The sequence below is a fragment of the Rubritalea profundi genome (assembly GCF_002954445.1).
In the GTDB taxonomy this organism is placed as follows: Bacteria; Verrucomicrobiota; Verrucomicrobiia; order Verrucomicrobiales; family Akkermansiaceae; genus Rubritalea; species Rubritalea profundi.
The window spans coordinates 3,077,985-3,092,158 of the sequence record NZ_MQWA01000001.1 but is presented as its reverse complement, the minus strand read 5'-3'; the positions used below and the strand labels follow the sequence as shown (position 1 = coordinate 3,092,158).

11 protein-coding genes are annotated in these 14,174 nt (G+C 51.7%); 7 read left to right on the top strand and 4 right to left on the bottom strand.

Annotation, left to right across the window (positions count from 1 at the left end; all coding sequences use genetic code 11):
* Nucleotides 1-105 precede the first annotated feature (105 nt).
* From BSZ32_RS13615 to BSZ32_RS13605, 3 genes are all read left to right on the top strand, one after another.
* Complete coding sequence (locus tag BSZ32_RS13615) at nucleotides 106-708, top strand: transposase (RefSeq protein WP_105043918.1); 603 nt, start codon at nucleotides 106-108, stop codon at nucleotides 706-708.
* Between the two features lie 157 nt (nucleotides 709-865).
* Nucleotides 866-1,153, top strand: coding sequence for a hypothetical protein (locus BSZ32_RS13610; RefSeq protein WP_206018851.1), 288 nt, complete (start codon nucleotides 866-868; stop codon nucleotides 1,151-1,153).
* Between the two features lie 37 nt (nucleotides 1,154-1,190).
* Nucleotides 1,191-2,684, top strand: coding sequence for a sulfatase (locus BSZ32_RS13605; RefSeq protein ID WP_105043917.1), 1,494 nt, complete (start codon nucleotides 1,191-1,193; stop codon nucleotides 2,682-2,684).
* A gap of 192 nt (nucleotides 2,685-2,876) precedes the next feature.
* Here the strand turns inward: BSZ32_RS13605 and BSZ32_RS13600 are convergent, their stop codons facing one another.
* The 4 genes from BSZ32_RS13600 to BSZ32_RS13585 all read right to left on the bottom strand — a co-directional run bounded on the left by BSZ32_RS13600 (nucleotide 2,877) and on the right by BSZ32_RS13585 (nucleotide 8,946).
* Complete coding sequence (locus BSZ32_RS13600) at nucleotides 2,877-4,274, bottom strand: DUF1552 domain-containing protein (protein ID WP_105043916.1); 1,398 nt, start codon at nucleotides 4,272-4,274, stop codon at nucleotides 2,877-2,879.
* Nucleotides 4,275-4,282: 8 nt separating this feature from the next.
* Entirely contained in the window at nucleotides 4,283-7,219 is a 2,937-nt protein-coding gene (locus BSZ32_RS13595) for a DUF1588 domain-containing protein (RefSeq protein ID WP_105043915.1), read from the bottom strand.
* A 117-nt stretch (nucleotides 7,220-7,336) separates the two neighbouring features.
* Entirely contained in the window at nucleotides 7,337-7,552 is a 216-nt protein-coding gene (locus tag BSZ32_RS18955) for an SHD1 domain-containing protein (RefSeq protein ID WP_165788853.1), read from the bottom strand.
* Between the two features lie 425 nt (nucleotides 7,553-7,977).
* Entirely contained in the window at nucleotides 7,978-8,946 is a 969-nt protein-coding gene (locus BSZ32_RS13585) for a hypothetical protein (RefSeq protein WP_129589760.1), read from the bottom strand.
* Between the two features lie 513 nt (nucleotides 8,947-9,459).
* Between BSZ32_RS13585 and BSZ32_RS13580 the strand changes: the two genes are divergently transcribed.
* The 4 genes from BSZ32_RS13580 (at nucleotide 9,460) to BSZ32_RS13565 (ending at nucleotide 14,118) form a co-directional block, all read left to right on the top strand.
* Complete coding sequence (locus BSZ32_RS13580) at nucleotides 9,460-9,663, top strand: hypothetical protein (protein WP_105043912.1); 204 nt, start codon at nucleotides 9,460-9,462, stop codon at nucleotides 9,661-9,663.
* 158 nt (nucleotides 9,664-9,821) lie between these two features.
* On the top strand, nucleotides 9,822-11,039 hold the full coding sequence (locus BSZ32_RS13575) for a Gfo/Idh/MocA family protein (RefSeq protein WP_105043911.1): 1,218 nt from the start codon (nucleotides 9,822-9,824) through the stop codon (nucleotides 11,037-11,039).
* Nucleotides 11,040-11,308: 269 nt separating this feature from the next.
* Nucleotides 11,309-13,579 (top strand): redoxin domain-containing protein, encoded by a 2,271-nt coding sequence (locus BSZ32_RS13570; protein WP_165788852.1) that lies wholly within the window; start codon nucleotides 11,309-11,311, stop codon nucleotides 13,577-13,579.
* A gap of 272 nt (nucleotides 13,580-13,851) precedes the next feature.
* Complete coding sequence (locus BSZ32_RS13565) at nucleotides 13,852-14,118, top strand: hypothetical protein (protein ID WP_105043909.1); 267 nt, start codon at nucleotides 13,852-13,854, stop codon at nucleotides 14,116-14,118.
* Nucleotides 14,119-14,174: the final 56 nt, after the last annotated feature.

Sequence of the window (14,174 nt, the reverse complement as noted above, 5' to 3'; positions counted from 1 at the left end):
GGAGGGGCGACAATCCTGTCCCTCGGCAACCTAAGCCACTCATGCATAGCTACTCCACATGGGTTGATAGTGGACAGGATTGTCCACGCTCCCTAGCATGCCTTCATGTGTGATTTTCTGGACGGCAATGAGGAGATACAAACGCATGGGCAGAAACTCCCCCACTGGCAACAGGGCGAGGTGATGCAGTTTGTCACGTTTCGTCTCGGTGATGCCATGCCCGCTGGCAAGCTCTCTATCTGGCGGGAGCAAAGGGACATCTGGCTCAAGCAGTATCCAGAGCCTAGGGACGAAGCCACGATGAAAAAATACCATCACCGATTCACCGACCAGTTAGAAAAATGGCTGGATCAAGGAGCTGGAAGTTGTCTTTTTCGTGATCCTTTGAATCGTGAAATCTTAGAGGAAACTTTCATGTATGACCAGACGAACCAAGCTGAACAACATGCATGGGTCATCATGCCCAATCACGTGCACTTGCTGTTTTCACCCAAAATACCATTACCTGAAATCATCCAAAAATGGAAAGGTATCTCCGCCAGAAAAATAGGCAAAGGCAGCATCTGGCAACGCAATTATCGAGATACTCTAATACGCGATTATTCACACTTTGCCAACGCAGTGAGGTATATTCGGAAAAATCCTCAGAAGCTTCCTCCCGGAACATTCACGCTGTGGGAAAGTGAACGAGCGCGCGACGTGAAATAGGGAGGGTGGACAATCCTGTCCATTAGCAACCCATGGGCAGCGTGCTTGGGTTGCCAGTGGACAGAATTGTCCACCCTCCCTACAGCTTTGCTGTGCCGGCATCTTTCAATGCGTCCGCCTTATCAAAAGAGTAACTATTGAAAAGAGTAACTATTGTGTGTCTATTAAAAGAGTAACTATTGTGTGTCTATTAGTGATTGTCATTAGTGCCCTGGTAAGCGCTGGCGACCCGCCGGTCTACATGATCTTTAATAACGCTCCTGCCATCGGTGAGGAACAGAAGGACCCGACACACACCGCTAACTTCGGAGTCAAACTACAAGAGCATTGTAAAAAAATTGGCCTGGAATGTGCAGTCGTCTACCCTGGCGCCCCGGACGTGAAATACAAATCACCCACCGATTACCTCATCGCCAAACTCAAGACCCCAACCAAGTCCCAGTAATACCACTTCATTCACCAATCTACAGATCTACGACACCATGAACAAGTTAACCATTCTGTGTGGGGCCACCCTCATCTCTCTGATGCTGCTGGAGTCCGGACACTCCGAGGAGGAGAAAACAAACAACCGCTACAACGTTCTGATGATCTGCGTCGATGACCTCAGGGCTGAGCTCGGATGTTATGGGGTCGATACAATCCAGACACCTCACATCAACCAACTGGCCAAGTCCGCGCTGGTCTTTAACAACCACTTCGTCCAGGTACCCACCTGCGGGTCGTCGCGCTACGCCTTGCTCACCGGTCGTCGCCCCAGTCTGAGCCTGGGCACGCACAATGGAGCCATGACCGGCGGAAAAAGCGCCCTGAAACAAGACCAACTCGATGGCGCCCAGAGCTTCCCCGAACTGTTCCGGCGCAGCGGCTACCACACGGTGTGTATTGGAAAAGTATCCCACTCCCCGGACGGCAAGGTGTTTTCTTACAACGGCAAAGGCGACGGTCGCCATGAACTCCCCAACGCCTGGGACGAACTGCGCACCCCCTACGGCCAGTGGAAATACGGTTGGGGATCTTTTTTTGCCTACGGCAACGGAGTCAGTCGGGAAACAACCTCGGGGAAAAGCAAGGTGCGGCCACTCTATCAGCACCCGGATGTGCCGGATAACGGCCTGCCAGATGGGATGATGTGCGACGAGGCACTCAAGGTGCTCGGCGAGCTAAAATCAAAGGACAAGCCGTTCTTCCTCGCTGTCGGATTTTTTAAACCTCACCTGCCATTTGTGGCACCTAAAAAATACCGCGACCTCTACAATGGCGTTGAGGTCAAACCCGCGATTAACCAGCAACTGAAAAAATCCGCTTACTGGCACGGCAGCGGCGAGTTCTACGGCTACCATGCACCCCACACCAAGACCAAACCACTTGGCACTCTGGATCAGGTCGAATGCAAAAAATCCTACTACGCCTGTGTCAGTTATGTCGACGCTCAGATTGGTCGACTGGTCGATCGGTTAAAAGCGCTTGAGCTGGAGAAAAACACGGTAATTGTCATCTGGGGTGACCACGGCTGGCACCTCGGCGATCACGCCATGTGGGGGAAACACAGCCCGTTGGAAAAAGCCAATCGCAGCGCCCTGATCATCAAAGTCCCCGGCATGGCCGCCGCCGGAAAACGCACCGATGCCATCGTCGAATCCCTCGATATCTTCCCGACCCTTGTCGATGTCTGTAAGCCGACATTTAACAAAACAGCACACCCGCTGAACGGACTGAGCCTGAGCCCGGTTCTCAAAGATGCCACGCATCCCGGCAAAGATTACGCGCTGAGCTACTGGGGCGGTGCCCGCTCCGTCAGGACTCCCGGATACCGACTCATCGCCAGAAAGAAGGGGGACAGCTACTCCGACCTCGAGCTCTACGACCACAACAACGACACGGAGGAAATGACCAACATCGCCGGACAGAAACCTGAAGTCGTCCAGCGCCTGCTAAAAAACATCAAGGCTGACAGCCCGCGCATGGCGGAATAATCAGAGGAGGTTGAAATCTGAATAGTCCAATCACCGCATGCAAAAACCTGCGGTTCAATCGCACCACCACATGAAAAAAATCCCACAAAAATTAGATCGCGCTGCTGGTTCTAGCTAGCTGGTTCACGGCAATCTCTAGCCAGCCACCCAAGGCGAATAGGCTGCTAAATTTGGGTCTTGCAGTGTGATTATTTACGCTCTGATCAATTGTTGAATAGCCCCAGCCTGATGGAGTTTTTTACGGGACATATCTAGGTCGAAGTCGCCGTAGTGTTCGATCGGGTTGCCGTAGGCATTGAGTAGGGTGGTGTACCAATTGCCGATGGTTTTGTGACCTTCTGTAGCATGGTACGGCAGACGGATGTAACGACCCATCATGTCGAGCTTGCAATTATCACCAGCCATCACAACAAATGGTGCTTCGGTGCCGTGACTGTGGTGACCTTCGCCGTTTTCTGGGAAGTACATGATCACGGTATTATCGAACATTGAGCCATTGCCCTCGGGTTGCGCTTTGAGACGTTCGACGATGCGGGCCACTTGTTGGATGTGCCCGACACGGACTTTCTCTCTGATCTTTTCAGCAGGCACTCCGCTATAGGCTCCGTTGTGACCGAGCTCGTGAAGCGAGATGTGGTCGCCCTCGTTGCCGGGCATTCCCTTGATCGGGGTGGAGAGTTCATCGATGGTGTAGGTCACCACGTTTGTGAGGCCGGTAACCAGCGCTGATATGAGGATCTCAGTCATGGCTTCCTGTTTTTCCGGGGTGCTGGCATTGGGTCCGCCATCAGCGTGAACCAAGCCTATTTCTGGCAGGTGCTTGGAGATGGAGCCAGACATTTTTTCGAGCTTCTTGTTACGAGCCTGGATTGACTCAATCGAGCTGATGTGGTTGCTGAGTTTGAGTTTTTCATACCCTTGAAGCACGTTGGATTTGACGGATTCTTCTTTTTGCAAGAACTTCAACATCGCGTTATCAGAGTCGACTGCGCCAGGGTTGGTGACAGATTTGAACAGTTCGTTGTAGGCTGTTTGCGGGTCTGCGTAGCAGTAGTTCCTCTGGTGCGGCGCAGGGGCCGAAAAGCCGGATACAATCCCGCTTCTGAAAGTGCTATAGTTTCCTGTGAGTGAAAGTTCAACGTGGCCGAATGGCGACGGGGTCAGCTTGGCGAGTTCAAAATCAATGGTCGCGCGCTTGATGCCGCTCAGTGAATTTCGGCCTGATTTGTAGGCTCCCATCACTGAGGAATAGGACCAATGGCCGTTTTCGCTCATTTTACAGGACAGTCCCTGTAGAATGCTAAGGTTCTCCTTATGGCCTTCTAGAGCTTGCATCCAGGACGGCAGCTCGTGATTATCTAGATCTAGGTCGAGCGGTTGTTTTTTTGCATCTAGTGCCTTTTCCTCGGCTGAGAATGTCGGCAGTGCCAGCTCGTTTGGCCGAATGCCGTTTGATTTTCTAATAAAGATAAAACGGCGCGGGGCGGCGCTGTTAGTGGATGCTGCTAGGAGATTGCTGAATGATGGCGTTAGAGCCAGAGCTCCGGCACCTAAAGCCGATGTTTTGAAAAAATGTCTTCTAGTTGTCATACTTTATTTTATTGGGCTTTGCGGTAGAGGAATGAATCGGAAGTGAGGAATGAGACGATGACGGCATCAAAGCTGCCACCACTCTTTACGTAGGCTTGGTCTGCGTCAATGAGGGTTTTTGAGTCGGATAGAACCTCATTGCGCCCCATGAAGTAGCGGAAGGCGTAGCGGATGACGGACTGGCGTACGCGTTCTGATTTAGCGAGTCGTGCGACTAGGTCGAGAGCATCCTGGACGTCGCCGTCGAGGTTTTTGTCACCGGTGCCGGAGAGGTGGCCTTTGGGATTGACTGGTAGGGTTTTGTAAATGTCTCTTAAATCCACGTGTGCCGCGGCTTTGTCGGGTCCCTTTTTGATGAGGTTATCTGGGTGTTCTAGGGATTCCTGGGTGCGGAATCGGCCGAAGTCGTCATAGGACTCAAAGGCGTAACCGAGTGGGTTCATACGCTCGTGACACTTCCAGCAGGCTTCTTTTTCGGTAACGTCCACCAGACGGCCCCGCAAAGTTTTGTGATGATCTTCGGGGATCACGGCATCGACGGTGATTGGCACGTCTGGCACGGTTCCAGCGAGGAGTTTTTCGCGGATCCACTTGCCGCGAATCACGGGGTCGGTTTCAGTGTTCTGAGAATGGGCAATGAGCCATGCGGGGTGAGTGAGCATGCCTTTACGGTGGGCGACCTTAGCTGGCTGCACCGCTGGGTAGTCCCAGTCGTCCAAGCTGATATTGAAGAACTTGGTGACTTCTTCTGCGCGGAATTTTTTTCCGGTTCGGGTGGCGGCGTTATGCACACCGTGGGAAGAATATGCGGCGTATGGAGCTGCAGATTTTTGCCCTTTATCGAAGCGCAGCGCGAAGCTCGTCATGTGTTGCTTGAAGACTTTCGTCCTGTCACGCTTCTTATGCTCTGGTCCCTTTAGATCAACGCTGTGAAGTTTGACCTCATCGAGAAAATCTTTGTGCTTGAGCAGATCATCCATTTCAAAGTTCTTCCAATCTTTATCTTTGAAATAGTCGTAGATCTTGCGGAGGCGTTTGGTGGATTCGGTCATCGCCTCATTATTGCCGGAGTGGTAAACGTAGAATTTCTCGGTATGTAAGAGCGTCTCAATGACGTTCTGGTCATTCTCGAGAATGTGGTCCACCAGACGATCCGCCTCGCCGACTAGACGGCCTTTTGAGTTATCATAATTACCCCCAAAGCGCTTATTGTCCTTAAAGATGGGGAGCATTTTTTGGTAGCCGAAGAACTCTCTGAAAAATCGAAGTTTTCTGATTGGCTGGTTAGTGATGCTGGCGGTGTCTTGGAGACGCTGCACTGCCTCATCCACCACATAGAACTGGTTCCTATTTTTGAGTAGGCGAGTGACCTCACGTTTGTAATCCTCCCGGGTGTTGAGCTTGCCATTTTTGGCTGCCTCAGCCAGTTCTTTGTCCGGGCTGCTGTCGCTGAGTGCGTAGGCGATGGCGTAGCTGGCATCTCGCGGGGAAAGCATTTTTCTGTTACTCTTATCGGCCACTCCTTGGCCAAATTCTGAACGGTAAACAAACTCAGAACTCAGTATCAGCGTCTGGATCAACTTTTTCATCCCCTTATTATTCCCTAGGTCCTTGATGTAGGATCGAGTTAGCAAGACATACTTTTCAGATTCTTCTGATGTTGCCGGTCTCTCAAATAGCTTGATAAAGACTTGGTCAACGAGGTCCGTCACCAGCTTGCCAGTGGGCGGGCCGGCATCGATGCGTTCTTGAACAAAGCCCTGACTCCAGTCCTCAATGCATTTGCTAATGATTTCATTATAGCGATCGCCTTTTTTGCGGTGTTGAGTGATCGCCTTTTTGACCAGCAACATTTCATCTTCTTTCAGCGGGCTATAAACGTGTGGTTTGTGCTTCTTCTCGTAATTGTGCTGTTTTATCTGAGCGCGCCATTCAGTCATGTAGTTCTTGAGAAATGTGACGCGGGCTTGGATTTTTCGCTCGTTGTCGCCGAAATAAAACCATTCCTTCTCACACTTTGCGATGAGCTGCGCATCTGACTCACCGTTTTTCTGGTGCTTCAGCATGGAACGGTAAATTAATTCCAACTCGGCATTACCTGGCTGGGCTGAGTGAAAGGGTGCCTTTTTGATTTCCTTGCCTGATGTTGAAGCCGCTGGCTTCATTTCAACTCTTTCGAGTTTTGGCAATAGTGAAGAGTTTTTTCCCTGATAGATTTCGTTACAAACCTGCTCGATGAATTTGTTGAGAAAGGACTCACGCGCTGCGAGGGTGCCATTGTGCCCATTTTCTTTGGCCATGATGCCATCGACGGCTGGGAGGTATCGCCTGTCCCTCTTGGCCAGATACATCATGTGAGTAGCCGCATTTTTGGCGTTGGTGAGCATCGTCAGCAAGTGCCCGCCATTTAGCGTTGTGGTATCGTAATACCGCACGCCTGTGTTTGTGGGTAACAGGAAGGGATTGGTCAGGTTGACGCGCCTGTTGTTATCACCGATGACTGACTGCCTCTTGCCATCGATCGTTTGAGTTGGTTTATGGTTGAGTAATTTGTTGAACTTGGCGTCGAAAATAAACTCGCTAATCAGCCAGCGCCTGTCTGGGGTGAACGCCTTGAGATCTTTGTATTCACCGGAGAATAATCTGTCGTGGTCGACGTAATTTCCGTATGACGGCATTCTAATTTTATCTTCCAGCTTGGACGCGGCATGTTTTTTCAACTCACTGGAGATCCAGGCGGTCATCTGCTTGCGTTCGGTCGGCGTTGGCTGGGACTTTTTCTTCTTTGGCGGCATTTCCTCAAAGAAGATTTGCTCCTGCATTTTATTGAGAAGGTCGAGTCGGGCGTCCTGGCTGAGGCTAGCTAGCTGGTCGAGCCGGATGTCGCCTTTCTGCTTGTCTTCATCGTGGCAGGCATAACAATATACATCGAGCAGGACATCCATCTTGGGATGAACCTCAAACGGGCTTTCATTGGCTTTTATAGGGGCTGGCGCGGGATTAGGTATTGGATCGGGATCGGCCTTTTTTATGACAACTTTGGCGGTCTCGTCCGTGATCTTCTACACCCATTGCTGGTCGGTCTTGCTGAGTGATTTGAGTGGAAAGGGAAGCACTTTCCCATTTTTCATCGCCAGGTTGACTTTGCCATCCTTGAGTCCCTCAAACGTCGCAGTGACTTTGCGCCCTTTCTCATACGTCCACTCTCTGGCTGCCGCTGCTCTGAGTCCTTGGTGGGTCAATAGTGAAACTAAAGTGACGAGACTGAGCCATTTCATACAGCTTGCAACGTTGACACGAAGCGAGGGCGAATGCTTGGAAGCGATTACTTTTTCACTAAATGCTCTGTTAACTTTTATCATAGGTCGCTGCGTTGGTGGTAGTTGGCCTTGCCTGTCAGAGCTAGATGGTGGGAATACGTGACCCATGAATCGGATTTATCAACCAAATAATAACTTTCTCAGAATTTGAATTTCTTTGAACTCGCCTAACTGGTTCACACAATATTAGCCAGTCATAGCCCCTTTTGTCCTCATAACGCCTATTGCATTCACTTGTCCAATTATTCGATATGTATCTGGCGGATGGTTACTCCGTCTGGGACATCGATCGCTAGGCCGGTAATGCCACCTTGATAGGAAGGGAGTTTTTCTAAATTGATTTTCAGCCATTTATTATTGCCCTTACTGATGCGGGTGCTAGCTCAGCGAGATTTATTCCACCAGTCCTTTCTCCATGCGGCCCAGTTGCTTGGTTTTTCAGACGCGTTTTCCGGTGGCATACCGCGCCAATACACAGTGATTGACCCGGAAATTGGAGAAGAGATTTCTATCGCCACTTGTCGGGCAGATTTTGCCTGCCAGAAGGTGATTGGGCTGAGCAGACGTAGCGGACGGGCTGGATTTTTTGCTTTAAGTTTGAGACCTTTGCCGGCGAGCGGCCAGCCGTCGTCACTGCCATTGTGGTAATGCCATCCGTGGCGGGATTTATTGAAATTCCACCGAGGCAGCTTTTTGCTAATGATACGTGCCGCTTCTTTGCGAATATCCTGCAGGTTCCCCAGAACAAACCGGCATGCGTATTCGAACTCGATATTGTAGTCGAGGATTTCACGGGTCATCGGCGACATGTAGCCGGTGTTGGTGGATTTTTCACCACCGGTTCCACGGCGGCCGTTGAAGCCGGCATGAAATTCTGACGGTCCCAGAGCGCAGACTCCGATACCGGTTCCTTTATCATTCAAGAGCGCTGTCCAGCCCTCCGTGGCTAGAAATTTGATCCACGGCCAGGGCTCCTTGTGGTCATTACGTACTTCTTTGGTTGCACCACCACTGAACGGTTTATCCCCAGTGTAGGTGATGAGTCGGTGCCATGGGCCGTTGGTATAGACTGCTGGGATCTCTTGAGGGTGCGCTCCATACTGAGTGTGATCGCTGCGCGCGTTAGTTAGTTTGGCTTTGTAGCTAAACATCGGGCCGGTCTCTGAAAGGTAAATCCAGGTTTCCATGTGGCATTCGGCAGCATCGTCCTTCATCGGCCAAAGCATCGGAATCGTTTTTACGTACAGCTTGCCATCCTTGACTCTATGTTCCACCACACGTGACCCTATTCTATGGGAATCACCAGTCTGGATTGGGTTCCACGGGAAATTCCCCCAGTGTTTGTGCTTCACTTTACCTTCGCGTTGGTAATTGGCTGGCCCCGAGTAATAGGACTGCTGAATCTGCCGACCAAGATCGTAGGAATTGATCAGATTAGGCCCACCGGGCTCCGAGACATGGGTAATCGCTCCCCCCCCATTTTAAATTAATTCCAACTCGTATGAATGCGTTTTCGACAAAGACTAGGTCTGGATTTTTGTTTGCGGCAGAAAGAGCGGAACCTGAAATGAGGCTTACCAATAGTAAAATCCATAGGGTGCTTAGTCGTTTCATCAGTCTTCGGTTGTTCATGTTTATAGAGCAGATGTGAATGGGTTTACACCATGTGTCTGATACGAATCAACAATACATTTTCTTCTTACAGGATTAGACACTTACAGGATTAGACACACAATATCTGGGCAAGGTGAAGGTCTCTCCACGTAACGCGACCGTCTCGGTCGCTCAATATACCCCCAGCGAAGCTGCTGACTCACAGCGCTCAGATCTCACCTACAGGATTAGACACACAATATCTGGGCAAGGTGAAGGTCTCTCCACGTAACGCGACCGTCTCGGTCGCTCAAAATACCCCCAGCGAAGCTGCTGACTCACAGCGCTCAGATCTCACCAGCGAACTTCCGCCTGCCATTCTAGCCCGACATCCCCACACAAACCTAGCTGATATACTGCTACGCGCCATGTTTGGGGATTTCTACAACAAGGAAGGCATACTACTTAAAACGTAAAACCACGATGCGCTGAAAGGGATTCCTTAAACATCAGAGCCAGTTCTCAATTGGACAAATCTTGATGCGTGTCAGTATAACGACTAGTAGCGTGATCAACCGCTACTCCCATTTTCAGACTTCCCAAACTCCCAATTCCCAGCAACATTTCAGCACACATGTCTAATCTGTCCCAACCACTCACCATCGCCGCCGTGGGCTGCGGCTCACGCGCACGCACTTACAGCCAGATCGCGGCCTCGCTCGGCGACCGCTACCGCATCACTGCCGGAGCCGACCCGGTCCCCCAACGGCTCGAGGCTATGCGCGAAATCTCCGACAACCCGGAATTCCAAGGGTTCGACTCAGCCGATGCATTACTCGCGCAAGACCGCCTAGCCGACGTCCTCATCATCGGCACCCAAGACAACTACCACTTCGAACCCGCCAAAAAAGCCCTCGAAAAAGGATACCACCTGCTACTCGAAAAACCCGCAGCCCAATCCCTCGAAGAGGTCAACGAACTCGCCAGGCTGGCCAAAAAATACGACCGCAAAATCCTTCTCTGTTTCGTCCTGCGCTACACCCCATTTTACTCAAAAGTCCACGAGATCATCCGCTCTGGCCGGCTCGGCGACATCATCACGATCCACGCAGCTGAAGGCGTCGATGCCTGGCACCACACCCACTCCTACGTCCGGGGAAACTGGAGCAGGACCGACCTCTCCACCCCCATGATCATCGCCAAATGTAGCCACGACACCGACTACATCTCCTGGTTCATGAACAGCCGCTGCACCTCGGTAAGCTCGTACGGTCGGCTCTCCCACTTCACCTCAGCCCATGCCCCTGAAGGAGCCGCCGACCGCTGCACCTCCGGCTGCCCACACGCCGCACCCCAAGGCGGAAACTGCCCCTACGACGCCCACCATTACCTCGACAAACATGCCAGATGGTTGCGCATGGTTTACCCGCACCCGACCGAGCGCAACAAAGATGACATCATCAAATGGCTCGAGTCCTCACCTTGGGGTCGATGCGCCTGGAAATGCGATAACAATGCCGTCGACCACCAAGTCGTCAGCATGGAATTTGAAAACGGCAACACTGCCAGCCTCACCATGACCGCATTCGATTGCGCCGCCACCTCGAGGTTTACGGCACCAAAGCCTGCCTTCGCGGCGGCGACGCCTACGATGGATTTTCAGACAAAGATATCTCTATCCGCGACCACGACAGCGGAGAAATTGAAACCATCTCGCTCGAATCCGCTAACGATGACGGCTACCAAGGCCACGGCGGCGGCGACTACGGGCTGGTCAATGCGATGGATGCCATCTTCCGCGGAGACGGCCCAGAAAGCTCACTCATCGAACACGCCATCGAAGGTCACCTGATCGGATTCGCCGCAGAAGAATCCCGACTCGCCGGCGGCAAGCCCATCCTCCTCGACGAACGCCGCTAATATCAAGCCTCGTTCACGGGCCATCTAGCGACCACTATTTCCCCATTCTAGCAACCTCACCTCGGTGCTCCCCTAGAATGGGAATACTTCTCGGTAAAAGGGACAATTCTTTTCAAATAGGCCTTTTGGCACTTTCTGTTGATGTGTTGATAAAAAGAGATGCAAGATTCTCTATTTTTTTACGTTTTATTCCCACACACCATGTTCTTTCCTCTTCGATCCATCACCAGCAGCTCCGCCCTTTTACTGACTCTGGCACTTGCTCCCGTCTGCAGTGCTGCCGAGCCGCGTCTCGAGGGGCACTCGCACCAAGGTCATGCATTTAATGAAGGACCACGGCAATCCGCACCCTTGGTCAACAACACCGGCCAAGTACATTTCCCGATCACCACCAGCTGGAAAGACGGGCAGGACTATTTCAACCAAGGTCTCGGCCAGCTTCACGGGTTCTGGTATTACGAAGCAGAACGCTCATTCCGCCAAATCGTAGCGAAGGACCCAACCTGTGCCATGGCCTACTGGGGCCTTGCTATGGCGAACTGGGAAAATGAAAAACGAGCCAAGGAGTTTATTGCCAAAGCCAACCAACACCTAGACAAAGCTAGCGACCACGAAAAGCTCTACATCAAAGCTCAGGCGAACTATCTCGATGGCAAACCCGACGATGCTAAAAAACGGAACCAAAAACTGCTGCACGACATCGAATCCATCATCGACAAACACCCCGATGACATCGAGGCCAAGGCCATGCTCTGCGTCCGTCTATGGCAATTCTCCCGCAAGGGACTTCCCATCACCAGCCACGAAGCCGTCGATGCCCTATTGCAGCAAATTTTAGCCGTCGCCCCTCACCACCCGGCTCACCACTACCGTATCCACCTCTGGGACAAGCGTAACGCCAAACGCGCCCTCGACTCCGCAGCGAAGCTCGGATCCACCGCCCCCGCCATCGCCCACATGTGGCACATGCCGGGCCACATCTACTCAAAGCTTCACCGCTATGAAGACGCAGCCTGGCACCAACAGGCGTCCGCCCGCATCGATCACGGCCACATGATCAAGCAACTGATTCTGCCCGACCAAATCCATAACTATGCTCACAACAACGAGTGGTTATCACGCAACTGGGTCCACCTAGGAAATGCCAGCTCCGCCCTCAGCATGGCCAAATCCCTCCTCGCCAACCCGCGCCACCCGACACTCAACACGCTAGAAGGCAAAGCCCATTCCTACAACTACGGCCGCAGACGCCTCGCCGAAATTCTCGAAAAATTCGAGCTCTGGGAAACCGCCATCGAACTCACCAGTAGCCACTGGTTTGAACCCGTCGATGTCCCAAAACACGAATACCCACGCCTCCGGCTCATCGGTCTAGCCCACTTCCAACTCGGCCAAAAACCTGAACTTGAAAAGACAATCACTCAGTTCGACAGCCTGATCGAAACCGCCCGCACCCTGCAGAAATCCGCCCAAGACAAAGCCAGCGAAAAAGCTAAGACAGATAAAAAATCCGACAAAGAAACTGAAACCCTCGTCAAGGCAGCCGGGAAATCAGCCGAGGGCACCATCAAACAAATCAAAAAATACCAGACCGAACTCAACGGCCTAGTAGCGGAACTCAATGGCGACAAAGAAGAGTCGCTCAAAGCCCTCAAACAATCTGCCCGACCCAAATGGGCCAAAGCCCTGCGCTACCTCCACCACGGGGATCTGGAAACCGCCAACAAACTCTCCGAGGAAGCAGTAACTAAATCCACCCACCAAACTCTGCCCCTCGCCGCTCGTATCGAAATCCTCCATGCCCAAGGTAAAACCGAGGAAACTCGTAGCAGCTTCGAGCAACTGCGCAAAATTTCCTCCCAAATCGACCTCACCACCCCACCCTTCGTCCGACTCGCTCCGATCGCCAAATCGCTCGGCCTCCCCGACAATTGGACCCAGCCGGACACACCGGCAACCGATACCGCCGTGCGCCCAGAGCTCGACTCCCTCGGCCCAATCCACTGGACTCCTGCCGTCGCCCCAGGATTCTCGCACGCCGATCAAAACAATAAACCCATTTCCCTAGCCGACTACCAAGGAAAACCGCTACTACTCATCTTCTACCTCGGTCACGGATGCCTCCACTGCAGTGAACAACTCAATGCCCTGGCCGACCGCTCCATGGACTTCAAGGACATTAGTTTGCCTATCCTGGCCATCTCCACCGACACACTCGTCGGTCTCAAAAAATCCCAGGAAAATTTCTCAGCCGAAGGTGAAAACTTTCCCTTTCCGCTGATCGCCGACCCCGAAAAAGCATCTTTCCACAAGTACTCCGCCCACGACGATTTCGAAAACGAACCGCTCCACGGCACCTTCCTCATCAGTGGCACTGGCCGCATCCTCTGGTCCGACATCTCAGCCGATCCCTTCATGGACATCGACTTCCTACTTTCCGAAGCCAAACGCCTGCCCCCGCTTCACAAGTAACATACTGTCGCGCATCAAGTTTATCCAATTGAGAACGAGCTCTACAGCTAAAGGAATTCCTTTCAACGCTAGGTTGTATTACGTTTTACGTGTTAAATTATTATGCCCAGTCTTGTGCGGGAATCACAAAACATGGCGCGTAGCTTGTAGCTAGTACCCCAGTCAAACGCTTGCGGCTAATAGACACACGCTACTCTCCATCACATATCAGATTATATTGTCTGGCCAATAGATATCATCAAACGCCCCCTACAAAAAACAAATCCCTAGCAGTGAAAATAGACCTTTCCCCAATTACCCGTTATTTGAGTGACCTCAATGGCTCTCAGATTTTAGTCGCAGCTTGTTGTCACCTGAATATTTTTGAGGAGTTGTCTTCAGAGCCCCAAGCCTTTGAGGTTCTTCAGAAAAACCTTGGATTAAAAGATCGGCCAATGATGGTGATTTTTCCCGTTTTGAATGCAATGGGCCTAGTGTATTTTCATGATAATAAAGATGTTGTATTAACCGAACTCGGACAAAAGAAAAAAACAGACTGATAGAGGGGGGAGATGATTCTATCCTATATTCCATATGAAGACACAAGAAAAAGACA

What these genes read in the sequence shown, in the direction of transcription:
- BSZ32_RS13570 (WP_165788852.1), top strand. Translation starts at nt 11,309, where the DNA reads ATGTTCTTTCCTCTTCGATCCATCACCAGCAGCTCCGCCCTTTTACTG.
- BSZ32_RS13605 (WP_105043917.1), top strand. Translation starts at nt 1,191, where the DNA reads ATGAACAAGTTAACCATTCTGTGTGGGGCCACCCTCATCTCTCTGATG.
- BSZ32_RS18955 (WP_165788853.1), bottom strand. Translation starts at nt 7,552, where the DNA reads ATGAAATGGCTCAGTCTCGTCACTTTAGTTTCACTATTGACCCACCAA.
- BSZ32_RS13575 (WP_105043911.1), top strand. Translation starts at nt 9,822, where the DNA reads ATGTCTAATCTGTCCCAACCACTCACCATCGCCGCCGTGGGCTGCGGC.
- BSZ32_RS13595 (WP_105043915.1), bottom strand. Translation starts at nt 7,219, where the DNA reads ATGGATGTCCTGCTCGATGTATATTGTTATGCCTGCCACGATGAAGAC.
- BSZ32_RS13600 (WP_105043916.1), bottom strand. Translation starts at nt 4,274, where the DNA reads ATGACAACTAGAAGACATTTTTTCAAAACATCGGCTTTAGGTGCCGGA.
- BSZ32_RS13615 (WP_105043918.1), top strand. Translation starts at nt 106, where the DNA reads ATGTGTGATTTTCTGGACGGCAATGAGGAGATACAAACGCATGGGCAG.